This is a genomic window from Micromonospora sp. DSM 43699, from assembly GCF_055517075.1.
On record NZ_JBTMMT010000008.1, the window covers coordinates 28371 to 48215 of the forward strand.

Genomic DNA, 19845 nt, shown 5'->3' on the forward strand with positions numbered 1-19845 from the left:
CGGCAACCGGACAACCGCACTCACCAGGCCGGTAACGGCCGAAGGCCACCCCGGTGTGCGACCGGGGTGGCCTTCGTGGGACGCCTTGTCGTGCGGCTCGGCCGACGACTGTCGGGGGGGCTCAGCCCTCCGACATCAGCTCCTTCGCCTTGCGCTCCAGGTCCTCCAGACCGCCGCACATGAAGAAGGCCTGCTCGGGGAAGTGGTCGTACTCGCCCTCGCTGATCTTCTTGAACGCCTCGATGGTCTCGGCGATCGCGACCGTCGAGCCCGGCACGCCGGTGAACTGCTCGGCGGCGTAGGTGTTCTGCGAGAGGAAGCGCTCGATCCGGCGGGCCCGGCCGACGGTGAGCTTGTCCTCCTCGGAGAGCTCCTCGATGCCGAGGATCGCGATGATGTCCTGGAGGTCCTTGTAGCGCTGGAGGATGCGCTTGACCTCGGTCGCCACCGTGAAGTGCTCCTCACCGACGAACTCCGGGGCGAGGATCCGGGACGAGGACGCCAGCGGGTCCACGGCCGGGTAGATGCCCTTGTCGGAGATCGACCGCTCCAGGTTGGTGGTCGCGTCCAGGTGGGCGAAGGTGGTGGCCGGCGCCGGGTCGGTGTAGTCGTCGGCGGGCACGTAGATCGCCTGGAGCGAGGTGATGGCCTGGCCCCGGACGGAGGTGATCCGCTCCTGGAGTTCGCCCATCTCGTCGGCCAGGGTCGGCTGGTAACCCACCGCGCTCGGCATCCGGCCGAGCAGGGTGGAGACCTCGGAACCGGCCTGGGTGAAGCGGAAGATGTTGTCGATGAAGAGCAGCACCTCCTGCTTCTTGACGTCCCGGAAGTACTCGGCCATGGTCAGCGCGGACAGCGCCACCCGCAGCCGGGTGCCCGGCGGCTCGTCCATCTGGCCGTAGACCAGCGCGGTCTTGTCGATGACGCCGGACTCGGTCATCTCGGCGATCAGGTCGTTGCCCTCACGGGTGCGCTCACCCACGCCGGCGAAGACCGAGGTACCACCGAAGTTCCGGGCAACACGGGTGATCATCTCCTGGATGAGCACCGTCTTGCCCACGCCCGCGCCGCCGAACAGGCCGATCTTGCCGCCCTTGACGTACGGGGCGAGCAGGTCGATGACCTTGATGCCGGTCTCCAGCATCTCGGTCTTCGGCTCCAGGTCCGCGAAGGCCGGGGCCTTGCGGTGGATGCCCCACCGGTCGTCCGCGTCGAGCGTCTCGCCCTCGGTGAGGTTGAGGCACTCGCCGATGGCGTTGAAGACGTGGCCCTTGACCGCGTCGCCCACCGGGACGGTGATCGGCGAGCCGGTGTCGGTGACCTCGGCGCCCCGGACCAGACCGTCGGTCGGCTGCATGGAGATGGCGCGGATCAGGTTGTCACCCAGGTGCTGGGCGACCTCCAGGGTCAGCGTCTTCTCACCGCCGGAGAGGTTCACCTCGACGTGCAGGGCGTTGAACAGGGCCGGCATGGCGTCGCGCGGGAACTCGGCGTCGACGACCGGGCCGATGACCCGAACCACGCGACCGGTGGCCGTCCTGGTCTCTGCCGGTCCCCCGGCAACTGCGGATACAGTCATCACACTTCACTTCCCGACGCGGCCAGCGCGTTCGCGCCGCCGACGATCTCACTGATCTCCTGGGTGATCCCGGCCTGGCGGGCCGAGTTCATCTCACGCGTGTACTTCTCGATCATGTCTTCGGCGTTGTCGGTGGCGCTCTTCATCGCCCGCCGACGGGCCGCCGATTCGCTCGCCGCCGACTCCAGCAACGCCGCGTAGATCCGCGTGTTGATGTACCTCGGCAACAGCGCGTCGAGCAGCGACTCCGCCTCCGGCTCGAACTCGTACGCCGGCAGCAGCCCCTCGGAGCGCGGCCGGTCCTCGACCTGCATCGGACCGATGATCTTGGTGACCGGGTTCTGCGTCATCAGGCTGTGGAACTCGGTGTAGACGATGTGCAACTCGTCGATGCCGAGCACCCCGTCCGGTCCGGCGTCACCGTCGGTGTCGTCCGCACCGGCGGTGAACGCCGCGATCAGCGTCTCACCCACCTCGCGGGCGTCGGCGAAGGTGGGCTGCTCCGAGAAGCCGGTCCAGTTCGCCGCGATCTCCCGGTTGCGGAACCGGTAGAACGTCAGGCCCTTACGCCCGATGACGTAGAGCACCGGCTCCTTGCCGTCGGCGGTGAGCCGGGCGATCAGCGACTCGGCGGTCCTGATCGCGTTGGAGCTGTACCCGCCGGCCAGGCCCCGGTCGGAGGTGACCAGCAGGACGCCCGCCCGCCGCACCTGCTCGCGCGGGGTGAGCAGCGGGTGGTCGATCCGGGCGTTCGAGGCCAGCGCGGTGAGCACGCCGGTGATCGCCTGGGCGTACGGCAGGGACGCCGTCACCCGGGCCTGGGCCTTGGCGATGCGGCTCGTCGCCACGAGCTCCATCGCCTTGGTGATCTTCTTCATCCCCTTCGCCGAACGGATCCGTTGACGAAGAACGCGTACCTGGGCCGCCATGAGTCAGCCCTACTGCTTCTCGGCGTCGCCGCCGGCGTACCGGGTGACCGTCTCGCGGTCGGCCTCGCCCTCCAGCGGCTTGGCAGGCGCGTCGTTGACCCGGTGCTCGTCGGCCTTGCCGAGGAAGACCTGCTTGAACTCGGTGATGGCCGAGTCGAGCGAGGACGCGATGTCGTCGCCCCACTTGCCACCGGCGATCGAGGCCAGCACGCCCTCGTGCTTGTGCCGCAGGTACTGGAGGAACTCCGACTCGAAGCGACGGACCTCGCCGACCGGGACGTCGTCCAGCTTGCCCTCGACGCCGGACCAGACCGAGACGACCTGCTCCTGCACCGGGTACGGCGAGTAGTTCGGCTGCTTGAGCAGCTCGACCAGCCGGGAGCCCCGGTTCAGCTGGGCCTGCGAGGCCTTGTCCAGGTCGGAGGCGAAGGCGGCGAACGCCTCCAGCTCACGGAACTGGGCCAGGTTGAGCCGCAGCGAGCCGGAGACCTTCTTCATCGGCTTCATCTGCGCGGCGCCACCGACCCGGGAGACCGAGGTACCGACGTTGATGGCCGGCCGGACGCCCTGGTTGAACAGGTCGGACTCCAGGAAGATCTGGCCGTCGGTGATGGAGATGACGTTGGTCGGGATGAAGGCCGAGATGTCGTTGGCCTTCGTCTCGATGATCGGCAGGCCGGTCATCGAGCCGCCACCCAGCGCGTCGGAGAGCTTCGCGCAGCGCTCCAGCAGGCGGGAGTGCAGGTAGAAGACGTCACCCGGGTACGCCTCACGGCCCGGCGGGCGACGCAGCAGCAGCGACACGGCCCGGTACGCCTCGGCCTGCTTGCTCAGGTCGTCGAAGACGATCAGGACGTGCTTGCCGCCGTACATCCAGTGCTGCCCGATGGACGAGCCGGTGTACGGGGCGAGGTACTTGAAACCGGCCGGGTCGGACGCCGGGGAGGCCACGATGGTGGTGTACTCCAGCGCGCCCGCGTCCTCCAGGATGCCCTTGATCGAGGCGATCGTGGAGGCCTTCTGGCCGATGGCGACGTAGATGCAGCGGACCTGCTTCTTCGGGTCGCCGGAGCGCCAGTTGTCCCGCTGGTTGAGGATGGTGTCCAGCGCGACGGTGGTCTTGCCGGTCTTCCGGTCGCCGATGATCAGCTGCCGCTGGCCCCGACCGATCGGGGTCATCGCGTCGATCGCCTTGATGCCGGTCTGCAGCGGCTCGTCGACCGACTGCCGGGACATCACGTTCGGGGCCTGGAGCTCCAGCTCGCGGAAGCCCTCGTCGGCGATGTCGCCGAGGCCGTCGATCGGCTGGCCGAGCGCGTTGACCACGCGGCCGAGGAAGGCGTCGCCGACCGGTACGGAGAGCACCCGGCCGGTGCGCTTGACGCGCTGCCCCTCCTCCAGCTTGGCGGAGTCACCGAGAACGACGACGCCGATCTCCCGGACGTCGAGGTTCAACGCCACGCCGAGCGTGCCGTCCTCGAACTCCAGGAGCTCGTTGGTCATGGTCGAGGGCAGCCCCTCGACGTGGGCGATGCCGTCACCGGTGTCGGCGACGGTGCCGACCTCCTCGCGGGAGACGTCGGTCGAGTAGGAGGAGACGTAGCGCTCCAGGGCGCCGCGGATCTCCTCCGTCGAGATGGTCAGCTCGGCCATCCTCTGCTTCCTTAAAATTCAGGGGCCCGGGATACCTAGTACCGACCGGTCCGAATGGCGTCGATCAAAGGGCGGCGAGGCCGCTTGTCAGCGCTTCACGAGCGCGTTGCGGGTCTCGTTGAGGCGGCGCAGGACGGTGCCGTCGTACAGGTCGGAACCGACCCGCACGCTCACCCCACCGAGCACCTCCGGGTCGACCGTCTGCTTGACGGAAACCTCTCGACCGTACATCGCGGAGAGGCGGGCACCGAGCCGTTGCTCGTCGGCCTCGCTCAACGGGGCAGCCACGGTCACGTAAGCGACCTGGCGGTCCCGCCGATCGGCGGCCAGCTCGACCAGCCGGGTGAGTGCCCCGGTGAAGGAGCGCCCCCCGAACCCGCCGAGAGCCGCCTCGACGAGGCGGACGGTGACCGGGCGGGCCTTGCCGTCGAGCAACTCCCGGGCCAGCGCGGCCCGCTGCCCGGCCGGGGCGATCGGGTCGGCGAGCGCCGCGGAGAGCGCGGACTGACCGGCGACCACCTGGCCGAAGCGGAACAGCTCGTCCTCGACCTCACCGAGGTCGCCGGCGGAGTCGGCGCTGGCCAGCAGCGCCTCCACCCCGAGCCGCTCGGTGCCGTCGAGCAGCTCCGACGGCGTCGACCAACGGCCGGCGACCAGGCCGGTCAGCAGGCCGAGCGCGTCCGCGCCGATCTTGCCGGCCAGGATGCCGTCGAGCAGCCCGGCGCGGTCGTCGCCGGAGCGGGCCGGGTCGGACAGCGCCCGGCGCAGCCGCGGCTCGCCCCGCAGCAGGGCGGCGACGGAGAGGATGTCGTCGGCGGTGGTGGCCACCGCCGACGGCTCCGCACCGCGGACGTACGCGTCGAGGCGCTCGGCCGCGATCGCGTACGACTCCCGGCTGGCGGCCTGCATCAGCGGGCCCCCGTGCTCTCGAGGTTGCTCAGGAACCGGTCCACGGTGCCCTTGCGGCGCGCCTCGTCGGCCAGCGACTCGCCGACGATCTTGCTGGCCAGGTCGACCGCGATGGTGCCGACCTCGGTGCGCAGCTCACGCACGATGGTGGCCCGCTCGGCGGCGAGCTGCTCCTTGCCGGCCGCGATGATCCGGTCGGACTCCTCGCGTGCCTTGCCGAGGATGTCCTGTCGGATGCCCTCCGCGTCGGCCCGTGCGTCGTCCCGGATCTTGGCGGCGTCGGTACGCGCCTCGGCGAGCTGCGCGCGGTACTGCTCGAGGAGCTGGTTGGCCTCGGCCTGGGCGGCCTCGGCGCGCTTGATGCCACCCTCGATCGCGTCGACCCGGGCCTGGAACGTCTGCTCCATGCGGGGGAAGACGAACTTCATCAGCACGATGCAGAGCACGATGAAGGCGACACCACCGACCACGATCTCCTGCCAGATCGGGAAGATCGGGTTGTGCGTCGACTCACCACCCTCTGCGGCGAGAAGGAACATGAGAGACCTCCCGGTCAGAGGGGGGATCAGGCGCCGGACCAGATGAAGCCGAAGGCGATGCCGAGCAGGGCGAGCGCCTCGATGACGGCGAAGCCGATCCAGACGTACGGCAGGGTCATCCGGGACGACTCCGGCTGCCGGGCGGTCGACTGGATGTAGGCGGCGAAGACCAGGCCGACGCCGATGCCCGGGCCGATGGCGGCGAGGCCGTAGCCGATGGCGGCGGTGCTGCCGGTGACCTCGGCGAGAACGCTAGCGTCCATGGGTGTGGTTCCTCCTGGGTATCTCGCGTGACTCTCACGCGGGACGACAACGGGTTGGTGCGGTGGACGAGTGCTCGCTCACGAGCCCCTGCCCGGGTGGATCAGTGTTCGTCGGCGAGCGCGCCCTGCACGTAGCTGGCGGTGAGGACCGTGAAGACGTACGCCTGCAGACAGATCACCAGGAACTCGAGGAAGGTGAGCGCGATGGTCATCACCCAGGACAGCACCGAGACCGGCGCGAGCCAGGCGTTGGCGCTGATCATCGCGAAGCCGCCGAGCGTGAAGACCAACAGGAGCATGTGGCCGGCGAACATGTTGGCGAAGAGACGCACGGCCAGCGAGAACGGCCGGATGATGAAGGTCGAGAAGAGCTCGATCGGGACCAGCAGCGGCAGGATGTACCAGGGTGCCGGCGGCATCAGCGCGTGCTTGAAGTACTTGCCGACGCCGTGGTGCCGGATGCCGACGTAGTTGAACATCACGTAGCTGATCACGGCGAGGAAGGCCGGGAAGGCGATGTGCGAGTTCGGGGAGATCTGGAAGAACGGCACGATCGCGAAGAGGTTGGTCAGCAGGATGAAGCAGAACAGCGTGGTGAAGTACGGCGCGAACCGCACCCCCCGGTGCCCGATCATGTCGATCGCGATGTTGTTCCGCACGAAGCCGTAGATCGACTCGGCCAGCCACTGCTTCTTCGTCGGCACCAGCTGCGGCTTCCGGTAGGTCGCCAGGAAGAAGATGATCAGGATGCCGACCGCGATCCAGACCATCGCCGTGACCTTGGTGAACCAGTACGAGTCGTGCGCACCCCAGGGCAGGATGCTGGGCAGGTAGAAGTCCTCCACGCTGGGTGGGAATGCCGCCTGGCCCGCTGCCAGGACGTTCGCCTGTCCGAACACCGCGTCCCTTCCTAAGTAGGCGTGCCGAGCCGGCGGACGACCAGGATGATTCCCCCGGCCATGCCGAGCACGACACCGATCCCGGTGGCGATGCCGCCGGAGTCGAGCCACTGGTCGACCAGCCAGCCGATGAAACCCCAGACGAGCATGCCCCCGATGAGGTACGAGAGCGCGGTCCAGCCCTGACCGGCGCCGGTCGGAACGTCGTCCGGACCGCCGGTGGGTTGGGGGGTTCGGTCACCAGCCATGACGGGGCGAACGATATCAGCCGAGGAGACGAGGCTGTGCCTCACCCCCCGCACAACCTTCGTTGTGTGGGCTTCCGGCGGGCTCCTTCGTCTGGGGGCACGCTACTCCCCTTCCGCCAACCAGAGAATGACCGAACGCGGACAGTCGCGCGCGTGTCCACCAATTGGGACGGTCAGTCGACCGATCGACGGGAATGCACCCTGGTCAGCCACCAGATGTGCACTCCGGTCCAGACCGCCACGCCGGCGGCGATGCCGACACAGAGCGGAACCAGTCCGTCCCACCCGGTCGACGCCACCGCCACCATGACCACCCCCAGCAGGGTGAACTTGGCCGCGTACAGCCCCAGGCCGAGCGGGAGCACCAGCTGCGGGTTGACCGCGTCGGCCCGGGCCAGCACCACGGTGGTCAGGGTGTGGCTGAGCACCGTCACCGCCACCCCGGCCGCCGCGCCGACCGCCGCGTCCGCACCGCCGGTCACCCCGCCGACCAGCGCCGCGAGGGCCCCCAGCACCGCCGAGGCGGCCAACAGCACAGGCAGGTGGCGCAACCGCCAACCCCGGTCGTCGGCCGTCGCCGCCGTACCCGCCCCGGGCTCAGCCACGGGGGTACGCCGGGAAGCCGCCGACCGACCCGGTGCCCGTCAGGCCGCTGCCGAGCCGCTCGACGTCCGACCCCCACCAGGTGTGCTTCGCGTTCTCCACAGCGAAGGAGTCTACGGAGCCGCACACTGGTGACCGTGAGATGCCTCGTCACCGGCGCCACCGGGTACATCGGTGGGCGGCTCGCGCCCCGACTGCTGGCCGAGGGGCACCAGGTGCGCTGCCTGGCCCGTAAGGCCGGTCGACTGCGCGACGTGCCCTGGGCCGCCCACGCCGAGGTGGTCGAGGGGGACCTGCGGAAACCGGAGACGCTGCCGGCCGCCTTCGAGGGCGTCGACGTCGCGTACTACCTGGTGCACTCGCTGGGGCAGGCCGACTTCGAGGCGGCCGACCGGGAGGCCGCCACCCACTTCGCCGCGGCCGCCGCCGCGGCCGGCGTACGCCGGATCGTCTATCTGGGTGGGCCGGAGCCGGCGGCGGGCGGCGAGGTGCCCTCGCCGCACCTGCGGTCCCGGGCCGAGGTGGCGCGGATCCTGCTGGCCGGCGGAGTGCCCACGGTGGTGTTACGGGCCGCCGTGATCATCGGATCCGGGTCGGCCTCCTTCGAGATGCTGCGCTACCTCACCGAGCGGCTGCCGGCCATGGTCACCCCCCGCTGGGTCGGCAACCGGATCCAGCCGATCGCCGTCCGGGACGTGCTGCGCTACCTGGTCGGCTGTGCCACCCTGCCGGCCGAGGTGGACCGGGCCTTCGACATCGGCGGCCCGGACGTGCTCACCTTCCGGGAGATGATGCAGCGGTACGCCCGGGTCGCCGGGTTGCGCCGCCGGATCATCGTGCCGGTCCGCCCGCTGACCCCGGCGCTCTCCTCGCACTGGGTGGGGCTGATCACGCCGGTGCCGAACGCCATCGCCCGCCCGCTGGTGGAGAGCCTGATCCACGAGGCGGTGGCGCACGAACACGACATCGCCCGGTGGCTGCCCGACCCGCCCGGCGGACTGACCGGCTTCGACGACGCCGTCGCGCTGGCCCTGACCATGGTGCGCGACGCCCAGGTGGAGACCCGTTGGTCGAACGCGAGCGGCCCGGACGCACCGGCCGAGCCGCTGCCGTCGGACCCGCACTGGTCCGGTGGCACGGTCTACACCGACGTCCGGGAACGCGAGGTCGACGCCTCGCCGGCCGCGCTCTGGCGGGTGATCGAGGGCGTCGGCGGTGAACACGGGTGGTACTCGTTCCCGCTCGCCTGGTCCGTCCGGGGCTGGCTGGACCGGCTGGTCGGCGGGGTGGGACTGCGTCGGGGCCGCCGTGACCCGCACCGCCTCCAGGTCGGCGAGGCGTTGGACTTCTGGCGGGTGGAGGAGATCGTCCCGGGTGAGCTGCTCCGGTTGCGTGCCGAGATGCGCCTACCCGGTCGGGCGTGGTTGGAGATGCGCGCCGAACCGGTCGGAGAGGGCCGCGCCCGCTACGTCCAACGCGCCGTCTTCCTCCCCCGCGGCCTGCCCGGCCACCTCTACTGGCTCTCGGTGGCCCCCTTCCACGCCGTCGTCTTCGGCGGCATGGCCCGCAACATCGCCAACCACGCCCCGACCCGCTGATCCCCCGTCCCGGGACGAGGTCAGTTGCCGGTGCGGGGGGTGGGGGTGAGGCGGTAGGTGATGGACTCGTTGGGCGGGACGAAGTCCCGGACGGGGGTGTCGGACAGGGCGGCGGCGAGGATCCGGCCCACCGCGTCGACCATCCGGGACTGGACGGCGGCACCGACGGCGTCGCGCGGGTCGTCCGGGTTGGCGGCGATCTGGGCGACCGCGAGCTGCGGGGTGAAGGCCACCACCGACTCGGTCTCGTTCCGCTCCGAGCTGCCGGTCTTGCCGGCCACCGGACGGCCCAGCCCCGGACGGAGCTTCTCCGCCGTGCCACCGTCGCAGCGGCGGTACATCGACTGGTCGCCGACCGGGCACCGGGCCGCGTCGGCGGCGGCGCGGGCCACCTCGGTGTCGATCACCTGCCGGCAGTCCGGCCGACCCGCGGCCACCTCGTGCCCGGCGCTGTCGGTGATCGACACCACAGGCAGCGGCGCGCACCAGGTCCCCTCGGCGGCCACCGTGGCGTACGCGTTGGCCAGGTCGAGCGGGGTGGTGGAGGAGACGCCGAGGGTGAACGCCCCCCAGTCGCGGGCGCTGTGCCGGGCCAGTGCGGCGTCGTCGGGGGCGCGGAACCGGATGCCCAGCCGCTCGGCCATCTCCACCACCCGGTCCGCGCCGACCTTCTCGGTGAGCCAGGCGAAGTAGGTGTTCACCGAGCGCCCGAAGCCGGTCCACATGGTGCGGTAGCCGTCCATCCACTCGGGGGTGGCGTTGGCCGGGCACCACCGCCCGCCGCAGCCGGCCCGGGGGTCGTCGGTCGGGAAGCGGGTCACGATCCGGCTCGGCGCGACGAAGCCGGTCTCCAGCGGCAGCCCGGACTCCAGGGCGGCCAACAGGGTGAACAGCTTGAACGTCGAGCCGGCCTGGTATCCCTCGATGCCGTTGCCGCCGGCGATCAGCTGGTTGACCGTGTTCGGATAGTTCTGCTGCCCGGCCGGGTTCGGAGCCACGCTGTAGTTGCGGTTCACCGCCAGGGCGAGCACCCGGCCGGTGCCCGGCTGGACCACCGCTGCGGGTGCCGCCCGGGGATCGTCGACGGCGTAGATGTCGGTCACCTGGCGTACGGCGGCCCGCTGCACGGCCGGGTCGAGCGAGGAGACGATCCGGAAACCGCCCCGGCGCAGGGTGTCCTGTCGTTCGGCGGCGGTGGCGCCGAAGGCCGGCTGGTCGCTCCACCACTGGGTGAACCAGTCGCAGAAGAAGCCCCAGTCGTTACGAGTCTCGGGCACTGCGGTGCAGTCATTCGGTGTCCGGCTGGGGCGCAACGCCAGCGGGGCGTCCCGGGCCGCCGCCGCGTCCGCCGCCGGCACCTGGGCCAGCGCCACCATCCGGTCCAGCACGTACGACCGCCGGGTCAGCGCCGCGTCGGCGTCGCCGTTGATCGGGTCGTCGGTGTCCGGGGAGCGGACCAGCCCGGCCAGCAGCGCCGCCTGGTCCAGGGTCAGGTTGGCCGCGGTGGTGGAGAAGTACCGCTTGGTCGCGGCGGCGATGCCGTACGCCCCGGCGCCGAAGTACGCGATGTTGAGGTAGCGGGTGAGGATCTCGTCCTTGGTCAGCTCCCGCTCCAACGCCAGGGCGTACCGCATCTCCTGGAGCTTGCGGGCGGTGCTGACCTCGGTGGCCTTCTTCCGCTGTTCCTTTGTCAGCCGGGGATCGTTGCTGAGCACGTTGCGGACGTACTGCATGGTCAGCGTGGAGGCGCCCTGCCGGGCCCGGCCGTCACGCTGGTTGACGGTGAACGCCCGGACCACCCCCCGCAGGTCGACGCCCCGATGCTGGTAGAACCGGGCGTCCTCGGCGGCCACGATGGCCTGCCGCATCACCGGGGCCACCTTGACCAACGGCACGTCCACCCGGTCCTCGGTGTAGAACGAGGTGATCAGGGTGACGCCGTCGGCGGCGTACAGGGTGGAGCGTTGGGCGGTGGGTGGGGTGCGCAGGGTGTTGGGCAGTTCGGCGTAGGAGGATGCGAGCCCGCCGAAGCCGATGCCGAACACCAGGGCGAGCGGCAGGGCCGCCACCGCCAGCACCAGACCGGCGAGCACGCCGGCGATCAACACAGTGAACGCCTTGTCGAGGTGGGCCCGGATCATCAGTACTCCCCGCAGGAGTCGTCAGGACCCGTTCAGCATGACCCGCAAAACCGCCCGAACTCTCATCTTTCCCCGAATACGGAAAAAGCTCGCACGGCACACACGGCGCGCGGGACGGGACACGCCGCCCCGGTCACCCGGACGAGACAGACCGGACGGCACCGGAGAACGGCACCCGGATCAGGACCGGAACAAGCTCAGGGCAGCAGGGCCGAGGCGAGCGGGTGCACGGTCTCCTCGATCTCGTCGGCCACCCGACTGAAACACTGGTCGCCCCGGCCCCACGGATCGTCCAGGTCGTCGGAGTGCAGCGCAGTCGCACCCTGCCGCGCCGCGTCGACCGCCGCGACCAGGGCCACCCCCCGGGCGTACACGGCATCGGGGGTGGCCTGTGCCGGCGGCAGGGCGGCGGTGTCCACCGCGCCGAGCAGCCGGCCGAACTCCCCCAGCACGAAGGTGCGCCCGGCGGCGTCCGGGCGCAACGCCACCACGTACTCCTGCTGGTCGGCGGTGGCGGTGAGGACGAGGTCGGCGGCGTCGATCAGGTCGGAGCGGAGCTTGCGGGCGGCGAAACCCTCGACGTCGCCACCCCGGCCCAGCACCTGCCGGGCGGCGGGCGGGTTCATCTCCTCCCCCGCGTGCCAGCCGCCGGTGCCGGCGCTGTGGCTGTGCAGCAGCGCGTCCGAGCCTGCCGGGTCGACACCGAGCCGCCCCAGCCGCCCCCGGACGGCGAGCACCAGCAGCCGCTCGGCCATCGGGGACCGGCAGATGTTGCCCATGCAGACGTGCAGGACGGTGAACGGCGGCACTCAGGCTCCCCGCTCGTCGAGGATGTCCGGTGCCACCTCACGGAGCTGGTCCAGGTCGATCGCGCCGACCCGGAGCAGCCGGGGCACCTCACCGGTCAGGTCGACGATGGTGCTCGGCACCGGCTCGGGGCAGGCGCCGGCATCCAGGTAGACGCGCACCGAGTAGCTGAGCTGGTCGCGGGCCTCCTCGGCGGTCAGCGCGGCCGGCTGGCCCACCTTGTTGGCCGAGGCCACCGCCATCGGGCCGGTCTCCCGCAGCACCTCCAACGCCACCGGGTGCAGCGGCATCCGTACCGCCACCGTCCCGCTGGCGTCGCCCAGGTCCCAGGCGAGGCTCGGCGAGTGCTCCACCACGATGGTCAACGCCCCCGGCCAGAACGCCTCCACCAGGTCACGGGCCGCCTTGGGCAGCGAGAAGACCAGGCCGTCGAGGGTGTGCCGGGAGCCGATCAGCACCGGCGGCGCCGCCTGGCTGCCACCCCGCGCGTCGGAGAGGGCCCGCACCGCGTACGGGGTGAACGCGTCCGCGCCGATCCCGTAGACCGTGTCGGTGGGCAGAACGACCAGCTCGCCGTTCTTGACCGCCTCGATCGCCGCGGCGACACCGCGGTCCCGGTCGGCGGGCGACCGACAGTCGTAGAGCATCACGAGGAGCCAGTCTGCCACGCCGACGTCCGGACGTCGTGCGGGCCGTCCGACCCGCGGGACGCGGTGGCGAAACGGGGCCGGCCGGCCAGGTCCCGGTGCGCCCGCACCGCCGCGTACCGGCCGTCCGCGGCGAGCAGTGCCGGGACCGCCGCGCCGTGCGTGTCGTCGTGCTCGACGCCCAGGTCACCGCCGGGTCGCAGCAGCTCGGCCGCCCGGCGCAGCACCGGGCGGACCACGGCCAGCCCGTCCGCCCCGCCGAAGACCGCCTCGTCCGGGTCGTACCCGGCCACCTCCGGGGGAACCGCGACCGTACGCGGCACGTACGGCGGGTTGCACAGCAGCACGTCCACCGCGCCGACCAGGTCGGCGAGCAGCCCCGGGTCGGTGACGTCGGCGACCACCACCTCGACCGGCCGGTCCCCGGCGGCGGCCCGCTCGGCGGCGTTGCGCCGCAGCCAGGTCAGCGCGGCGGGGGACCGCTCCACCGCCACCACCCGGGCCGTCGGCACCTCCTGGGCCACCGCGAGCGCGATCGCCCCCGAGCCGCTGCACAGGTCGACCACCACCGGGTCCGGGCGGGTCGACGCCCGGTCGATCCCCCAGCCGGCCAGCAGCTCCGTCTCCGGGCGGGGCACGAAGACCCCCGGCCCCACCGCCAGCTCCAGGTGCCGGAAGCCGGCCCGGCCGGTCAGGTGCTGCAACGGCTCGCGGTCGGCCCGCCGGGCCACCAGCGCGTCGTAGCGGGCCCGCTGGGCGGGGGTGAAGCCGTCGGCCAGGGCGAGCCGGCCCCGGGGCACGTCCAGCACGTACGCGGCGAGCTGCTCCGCCTCGGCGCGGGCCGACGCCACCCCGGCGGCGGCGAGGGTACGGGCGGCGCGGGCCACCACGAGCGAGGGCCGCTCGCGTTCTGTCCCTTCGGACGGGTGGCGCGGAAGTGAGGTCACGACATAATCATGATGCGTCGTCGGCCGCGCCACGAGTGGGTGTGGGCCCCCGCGTCGACCCGGCGGCGAGGCCGACGGTCCGGACGCGCACCGACAGGAGGTTCGCCAGGTGGGGTGGCTCGACCGGGTCGATGACCAGGTTGACTCCCTGACGCATGCCCGCCACCTCCAGGAGGCCAGCCGATCGGCCGAGGCGGTCGGGGTCCTCGACCGGGTGCTGCGCACCACCGCCGATCCGTACACCAGGGCCGACGCCCTGGTGCAGCGGCTCTGCGCGTTGATCAATCTCGGCCGGACGGCCGAGTTCACCAGGGCCATCGAAGAGGCCTCCGGGGCCGTCCGGGACCTCCCCGAGCCCTACCTGCACGGGCACCTCAACGCACTGGCCGCGCTCGCCGCGCACCACCAGGGCGCGCTGGACCGCTGCGTCATGCACCTGGTCCGGGCGGCCCGCGCGCTCGGCGCCGCGGAGGACCGGGACCGGGACACCGCCTGGGGCTGGCACGACCTGGCGATGGCCTACTCCTACCTCAGCTTCCACGGCCATGCGCTCGGCGCGATCGAGCGGGCCCGCCAGCACGGTGCCGCCGCCGGCATCCCCGAGGAGACCTTCGCCGCCCCGGGCATCCGACTGCGCAACGCCGTCGCGCTGGACCACAACGGCGACAGCGACGGCTGCCTGCGGGTGCTCCGCGACATCGCGGCCGACCTGGCGCGCTTCGCCTCCGACGGCCGGGCCGACCGGCTTCGACCGAGCAGCCTCGCCGCGTACGGCTACGCGGCGGTCCGCCGGGCGGCGCTCGGCGACCCGGGTCCGGTCGGCCCGGAGCCGGCCCGGCTGCTCGACCACAGCGGGGACAGCGCCCGGGCCCGGGACATGCGCCAGCTCGGCCACGTCTGCCTGGCGGTCGCCGACGGACGCCCGATCGAGGCGATCACCCGACTGGACTCGGCCCGGGTGTCGGCCGAGACGCTCGGCGCGGCGGAACCGTCCCGGCTGCGCAGCATCGCCTTCTCCCGGGCCGGCGACCACGCCGCCGCGCACCGCGCCGACCGGATGGCGTTCCGGCTGGCCGGGCAGCGCAACGACCGGTTGCGGGACGTCTACATCGACGGCATCGCGGCCCGGATCGACCACGAGGAGATGCGCCGGGAGGCGGCCCGCTACGAGGGCGAGGCACTGACCGACCCGCTGACCGGGCTGGCCAACCGGCGTCAGTTGGAGCGGCACATCGGCTCGGTGGTGTCCCGGGGCGAGCGGGTGGTGATCGGCGTCTGCGACCTGGACGGCTTCAAGGCGGTCAACACCACCCACGGCCACCACTCCGGTGACCTGGTGCTGCAACGGATCGCCGGAGTGATCAACCGGGTGATGCGCCGCGGCGACTTCGTGGCCCGCTACGGCGGCGACGAGTTCGTGGTGGTGCTCTCCGGGGCCGGCATGACCGAAGCGGCCGAGGTGGCCCGCCGGATCGACGCGGCCGTGCGCACCGAGGACTGGGAGTCGCTGGTCCCCGGCACGCCGGTCGGGGTCAGCATAGGCTTCGCCGAGGTCGACGGCAGCGGCGGCGGCACCGCGGTACGCGACGCCCTCGGCACCGCGTTCGAGATCGCCGACCGGGAGATGCTGCGGGCCAAGACCCGCTCCCGCGCCGGCTGACCCGGCCGGGTCGCGGGTCGGTCAGCGGCGGGTCAGCTCGGTGTCGCCGGCGAGGCGGGCGGCGCGGTCGGCCTCGGTGAGGGCGTCGAGGACGCCGTCCAGCTCCCCGGCGAGGGCCAGGTCGAGGTTGTACGCCGTGTAGCCGATCCGGTGGTCGGTGATCCGGTTCTGCGGGTAGTTGTAGGTGCGGATCCGCTCCGAGCGGTCCACGGTGCGCACCTGCGCCCTGCGGGCGTCCGAGGCGGCGGCGTCGGCCTGCTCCTGGGCCACCGCCAGCAGCCGGGCCCGCAGGATGCGCATCGCCTGCTCGCGGTTCTGCAGCTGGGACTTCTCGTTCTGGCAGGAGACCACCACACCGGTCGGCAGGTGGGTGATCCGTACCGCCGAGTCGGTGGTGTTCACCGACTGCCCGCCCGGCCCGGACGAGCGGAACACGTCGATCCGCAGCTCGTTCGGGTCGATGCTGACGTCGACGTCCTCGGCCTCGGGCAGCACCAGCACGCCTGCCGCGCTGGTGTGGATGCGGCCCTGCGACTCGGTGACCGGGACCCGCTGGACCCGGTGCACGCCGCCCTCCCACTTGAGCCGGGACCAGACGCCGTTGCCGCCCTCCGGCACGCCCTTGGTCTTGATCGCCAGCGAGACGTCCTTGACCCCACCGAGGTCGGAGTCCTGCGCGTCGATCACCTCGGTCAGCCAGCCGTGCCGCTCGGCGTACCGGGTGTACATCCGCAGCAGGTCACCGGCGAAGAGCGCCGACTCCTCGCCACCCTCCCCGGCCTTGATCTCGATGATCACGTCCTTGGCGTCGTGCGGATCCCGCGGGATCAGCAGCTCGGCCAGCCGCTCCTCGAGCGCCGGCACGGTCACCGCGATCGACTCCGCCTCCTCGGCGAAGGCCGGCTCCTCGGCCGCCAGCTCCCGGGCCGCGACCAGGTCGGCACGGGCCTGTTCCAGCTCACCCGCGGCCTTGTGCAGCGGGACCAGCTCGGCATAGCGGCGACCGACCCGGCGGGCGGTGTTCTGGTCGGCGTGGATGGCCGGGTCGGCCAGCCGCTTCTCCAGTTCGGCGTACTCGTCGAGGAGGGCGGCCAGGCGCTCGCTGCTCATACGGGGTGTACTCCTTCGACGGGTTCCCCGCGGAAGAACCGGGGACGGAGGTGGCAAGTAGGCGGAACGGACGAACGCCCGCGTCCGGCACGGGGCCGGACGCGGGCGTCGTCGGTGGAGCTACTTGGCCTTCTTCGCCTGAACCTTGGCGTACTTCTGCTGGAACTTGGCGACCCGGCCGGCGGTGTCGAGGACGCGCTGCTTGCCGGTGTAGAACGGGTGGCAGGCGCTGCAGGTCTCGACGCTGATCGTCCCGCCCTTGGCGGTGCTGCGGGTCGTGAAGGAGCTGCCGCAGGAGCACTTGACCTCGGTGGTCACGTACTCCGGGTGGATGTTGGGCTTCATGTCGCCTCGGTCCTTTCGTCAGGTGGTCGCCGGGTCGCCGCTGATCCCCCGCCGCCTGGTGCGCGACGGACTCGGGCGTGAACCGGAACCGGTGGCCGATTGACCAGTGTGCCATGGGCGTGAGCCGACCCGGCGAGCGGGCCGCACGATCGGTCCGGCAGTGGTAACGCCTGCCCACCGGGCCGCATTCCCGCCGTCCCGGCCCACATTCCTCGACCGGCCTGCCGGCCCCGCGCGCGGCCCGCGTCGGCGGGGTCGGGGGCCGGCCGGGTCGGCGGACGCGGCCCGGCCGGGTCGGCGGCGGGACGGAAGCCGGTCCGGCCGGACCGGGCGGGCTCCTCCCCCAGGTTCAGGAGCCCGCCCGATAGGGCGGCCGGGCGGCGGACGCCTCCCCAGGTCCTCCTCCGCCGCCCACCGGTGGGCACGCCCCGGCCGGATCGACCGCGAACCCGCGAACCCGCCTACCCCAGTCAACCCGGCTACGCACAGAATTTTCAAGAGCTGCCAGTCCCATCGAAGGAAAAGTTCATCAGCAGCAATCCCCAGCCAGTGCGAATCCGGGTACGACGAAGGGCACGGCCGCTGCGGCCGTGCCCTTCGTGGCGGTCTTCACCCGGGTGGGGTCACTCCCCCGGTGTCGACTTGGCGATCTGCATCAGGAACTCGATGTTGGTGCGGGACTGCTTGAGCCGGTCGATCAGCAGATCCAGCGCCGCCTGCGAATCCAGCGAGTGCAGCACCTTGCGGAGCTTGTGGATGATCGCCAATTCCTCCGGCGCGAACAGGACCTCCTCCTTGCGCGTACCGGAGGGGTTGATGTCGATCGCCGGGAAGACCCGCTTGTCGGCGATCTTCCGGTCCAGCTTCAACTCGGCGTTGCCGGTGCCCTTGAACTCCTCGAAGATGACCGTGTCCGCCATGGACCCGGTCTCCACCAACGCGGTGGCGAGGATGGTCAGCGAGCCGCCGTTCTCGATGTTGCGGGCCGCACCCAGGAACCGCTTCGGCGGGTAGAGCGCCGTGGAGTCGATACCACCGGACATGATCCGGCCGGAGGCCGGCGCCGCCAGGTTGTACGACCGACCGAGCCGGGTCACCGAGTCGAGCAGTACGACCACGTCGTGGCCCAGCTCGACCAGGCGCTTGGCCCGCTCGATCGCCAACTCGGCGATCGTGGTGTGGTCCTGCGGCGGACGGTCGAACGTGGCCGCGATGACCTCGCCCTTCACCGACCGCTGCATGTCGGTGACCTCTTCCGGCCGCTCGTCCACCAGCACCACCATCAGGTGGCACTCCGGGTTGTTCCGGGTGATGGCGTTCGCGATGGCCTGGAGCACCATCGTCTTGCCCGCCTTGGGCGGCGACACGATCAGCGCCCGCTGCCCCTTGCCGATGGGCATCACCAGGTCGATCACCCGGGTGGTGAGGATGTGCGGCTCGGTCTCCAGCCGCAGCCGTTCCTGCGGGTAGAGCGGCGTGAGCTTGTAGAACTCGGGACGGCGACGGGCCTCGTCGGGCTCCATGCCGTTGATGGTGTCCAGCCGGACCAGCGGGTTGTACTTGTCCCGCCGCTGGTCGCCACTGCCGCCGCTGTCCCGGGCGGCACGGACGGCGCCGGTGATCGCGTCACCCCGGCGCAGGCCGTGCTTCTTGATCTGCGACATCGAGACGTAGACGTCGTTCGGACCGGCCAGGTAGCCGGTGGTCCGGACGAAGGCGTAGTTGTCGAGCACGTCGATGATGCCGGCGACCGGCACCAGCACGTCGTCCTCGCTGACCTGCGGCTCGCGACCGCCGCCGCTGTCCGTCCCGCCCTCGATCCGGTCGCCCCGACCACGCCGACGGTCCCGGAACCGGCTGCGTCGGCCCCGCCGACCGCCACCCTCGCCGTCGTCGTCCGGATCGTCACGGTTGTCGCGGCTGTCGCGCTGACCCCGATCGCTGCCGCGGTCGCCCCGGTCGTTGCGGTCCGCCCGCTCACCTCGGTCGTTGCGGTCACCCCGGTCGTTGCGGTCACCCCGGTCGTTGCGATCGGCCCGGTCGCTGCCCACCCGCTCGGCCCGGTCGTTACCGGCCCGCTCGCCACGGTCGTTACCCGTGCGGTCGCTACCGGTACGGCCGGCCCGGTCGTTGTCCGCCCGCTCGGCCCGGTCGTTACCGGCCCGCTCGGCCCGGTCACTGCCCGCCCGCTCGGCCCGGTCGTTACCGGCCCGCTCGCCGCGCTCGGCCCGGTCGACGCCGGCCCGCTCGCCACGGTCCCGACCGCCGCGCGCCTCGGGACGCTCACCGGTCTCGACCGGCGCCTCCTCGGTCCGGCTCTCGACGGTCCGGCTCTCGACGGTCCGCGTCTCGGCAGCCGGCCGCGCCTCGGCGGTGCTGGCCCGGCTGCGCCGGGTCCGGGTCCGACCCTCGGTCTCACCGGTGGCGGCAGGGGCCGCCGACGCCGGCTCGGGGGCCCGCTCCGGGGTCACCTCGGCGCGCACCTCCTCCCGGACGGGGGCAGCCGCAGCAGCCACCTCGGCCCGCGGTCGAGGGGTGCCGGTCGCGGCGCCGCCCTGCTGCCGCTCGGAGATCGCGCTGATCAGCTCGCCCTTGCGCATGCGGGCGGTCCCGGAGATGCCGAGCGACGCGGCCAGGCTCTGCAGCTCCGGCAGCAGCATCGCCGACAGACCGGTACCGCTGCGCCGACGGCGGGCGGGGGCGGCGGTGGTGGCATCGCCAGCGACGTTGGAAACATCCGACGTCACGTCGGTGGTGTCGCTCAATGGATTCCTTCCCTCGATAGGCCGGGACTGCCCGGGATCGACAAGCAAGGTGGCCGGGCGGCCTCGGTGCACCCGCCTCGCATGACGCGTCGCGGGAGTCTGTGGCACAGCAGCCGGGCGGTTTCCCAACTCACCAACGTCGGTGAGCAGGTCTCGCCGTCTGCGGCGACCTGCGGAAACTGCGGTGCGGCGTGGGCCTTTGG

The 19845-nt window shown here is 71.9% G+C and carries 18 protein-coding genes; 2 read left to right on the top strand and 16 right to left on the bottom strand.

Annotation, left to right across the window (positions count from 1 at the left end; all coding sequences use genetic code 11):
• Positions 1-121: 121 nt before the first annotated feature.
• From atpD to AC0AIB_RS06410, 9 genes are all read right to left on the bottom strand, one after another.
• A complete protein-coding gene (gene atpD, locus AC0AIB_RS06370; RefSeq protein ID WP_328343460.1) occupies positions 122-1579 on the bottom strand; it encodes a F0F1 ATP synthase subunit beta in 1458 nt (485 codons plus the stop codon).
• A complete protein-coding gene (locus AC0AIB_RS06375; protein ID WP_328343459.1) occupies positions 1579-2508 on the bottom strand; it encodes a F0F1 ATP synthase subunit gamma in 930 nt (309 codons plus the stop codon). Before AC0AIB_RS06375 ends, atpD begins: the two co-directional genes overlap by 1 nt.
• A 9-nt stretch (positions 2509-2517) precedes the next feature.
• Complete coding sequence (gene atpA, locus AC0AIB_RS06380; protein WP_328343457.1) at positions 2518-4161, bottom strand: F0F1 ATP synthase subunit alpha; 1644 nt, start codon at positions 4159-4161, stop codon at positions 2518-2520.
• Between the two features lie 87 nt (positions 4162-4248).
• Positions 4249-5070, bottom strand: coding sequence for a F0F1 ATP synthase subunit delta (locus AC0AIB_RS06385; RefSeq protein WP_328343455.1), 822 nt, complete (start codon positions 5068-5070; stop codon positions 4249-4251).
• The gene (locus tag AC0AIB_RS06390; RefSeq protein ID WP_328343454.1) at positions 5070-5609 is read right to left on the bottom strand and encodes a F0F1 ATP synthase subunit B; all 540 of its coding nucleotides are present in this window, start codon (positions 5607-5609) and stop codon (positions 5070-5072) included. Before AC0AIB_RS06390 ends, AC0AIB_RS06385 begins: the two co-directional genes overlap by 1 nt.
• Before the next feature lie 26 nt (positions 5610-5635).
• Positions 5636-5872 (bottom strand): F0F1 ATP synthase subunit C, encoded by a 237-nt coding sequence (locus AC0AIB_RS06395; protein ID WP_328343453.1) that lies wholly within the window; start codon positions 5870-5872, stop codon positions 5636-5638.
• 101 nt (positions 5873-5973) lie between these two features.
• A complete protein-coding gene (atpB, locus tag AC0AIB_RS06400; protein ID WP_328343452.1) occupies positions 5974-6771 on the bottom strand; it encodes a F0F1 ATP synthase subunit A in 798 nt (265 codons plus the stop codon).
• An 11-nt stretch (positions 6772-6782) separates the two neighbouring features.
• On the bottom strand, positions 6783-7019 hold the full coding sequence (locus AC0AIB_RS06405; protein WP_328343450.1) for an AtpZ/AtpI family protein: 237 nt from the start codon (positions 7017-7019) through the stop codon (positions 6783-6785).
• Positions 7020-7192: 173 nt separating this feature from the next.
• Positions 7193-7624 (bottom strand): hypothetical protein, encoded by a 432-nt coding sequence (locus AC0AIB_RS06410; RefSeq protein ID WP_465096220.1) that lies wholly within the window; start codon positions 7622-7624, stop codon positions 7193-7195.
• 135 nt (positions 7625-7759) lie between these two features.
• Between AC0AIB_RS06410 and AC0AIB_RS06415 the strand changes: the two genes are divergently transcribed.
• Positions 7760-9220 carry an SDR family oxidoreductase gene (locus AC0AIB_RS06415; RefSeq protein WP_465096245.1) on the top strand — a complete coding sequence of 487 codons (1461 nt, stop codon included), beginning with the start codon at positions 7760-7762 and terminating at the stop codon, positions 9218-9220.
• A gap of 20 nt (positions 9221-9240) precedes the next feature.
• Here AC0AIB_RS06415 and AC0AIB_RS06420 read toward each other — a convergent pair whose 3' ends face one another.
• The 4 genes from AC0AIB_RS06420 to prmC all read right to left on the bottom strand — a co-directional run bounded on the left by AC0AIB_RS06420 (position 9241) and on the right by prmC (position 13762).
• A complete protein-coding gene (locus AC0AIB_RS06420) occupies positions 9241-11361 on the bottom strand; it encodes a transglycosylase domain-containing protein (RefSeq protein ID WP_465096221.1) in 2121 nt (706 codons plus the stop codon).
• Between the two features lie 197 nt (positions 11362-11558).
• A complete protein-coding gene (locus tag AC0AIB_RS06425) occupies positions 11559-12170 on the bottom strand; it encodes an arsenate reductase/protein-tyrosine-phosphatase family protein (protein ID WP_328343442.1) in 612 nt (203 codons plus the stop codon).
• Entirely contained in the window at positions 12171-12836 is a 666-nt protein-coding gene (locus AC0AIB_RS06430) for an L-threonylcarbamoyladenylate synthase (protein ID WP_442930623.1), read from the bottom strand. It lies immediately after the preceding gene.
• Positions 12815-13762, bottom strand: coding sequence for a peptide chain release factor N(5)-glutamine methyltransferase (gene prmC / locus AC0AIB_RS06435; RefSeq protein ID WP_328343440.1), 948 nt, complete (start codon positions 13760-13762; stop codon positions 12815-12817). Before prmC ends, AC0AIB_RS06430 begins: the two co-directional genes overlap by 22 nt.
• A 109-nt stretch (positions 13763-13871) precedes the next feature.
• Here prmC and AC0AIB_RS06440 point away from each other — a divergent pair, with 109 nt between their 5' ends.
• Positions 13872-15422 (top strand): GGDEF domain-containing protein, encoded by a 1551-nt coding sequence (locus AC0AIB_RS06440; RefSeq protein WP_328343438.1) that lies wholly within the window; start codon positions 13872-13874, stop codon positions 15420-15422.
• A gap of 21 nt (positions 15423-15443) precedes the next feature.
• Here the strand turns inward: AC0AIB_RS06440 and prfA are convergent, their stop codons facing one another.
• The 3 genes from prfA to rho all read right to left on the bottom strand — a co-directional run bounded on the left by prfA (position 15444) and on the right by rho (position 19642).
• Positions 15444-16532 (bottom strand): peptide chain release factor 1, encoded by a 1089-nt coding sequence (prfA, locus tag AC0AIB_RS06445; protein ID WP_328343436.1) that lies wholly within the window; start codon positions 16530-16532, stop codon positions 15444-15446.
• A 120-nt stretch (positions 16533-16652) separates the two neighbouring features.
• On the bottom strand, positions 16653-16877 hold the full coding sequence (rpmE, locus tag AC0AIB_RS06450) for a 50S ribosomal protein L31 (RefSeq protein WP_328343434.1): 225 nt from the start codon (positions 16875-16877) through the stop codon (positions 16653-16655).
• A 623-nt stretch (positions 16878-17500) separates the two neighbouring features.
• Positions 17501-19642, bottom strand: coding sequence for a transcription termination factor Rho (gene rho, locus AC0AIB_RS06455; RefSeq protein ID WP_328343432.1), 2142 nt, complete (start codon positions 19640-19642; stop codon positions 17501-17503).
• Positions 19643-19845: the final 203 nt, after the last annotated feature.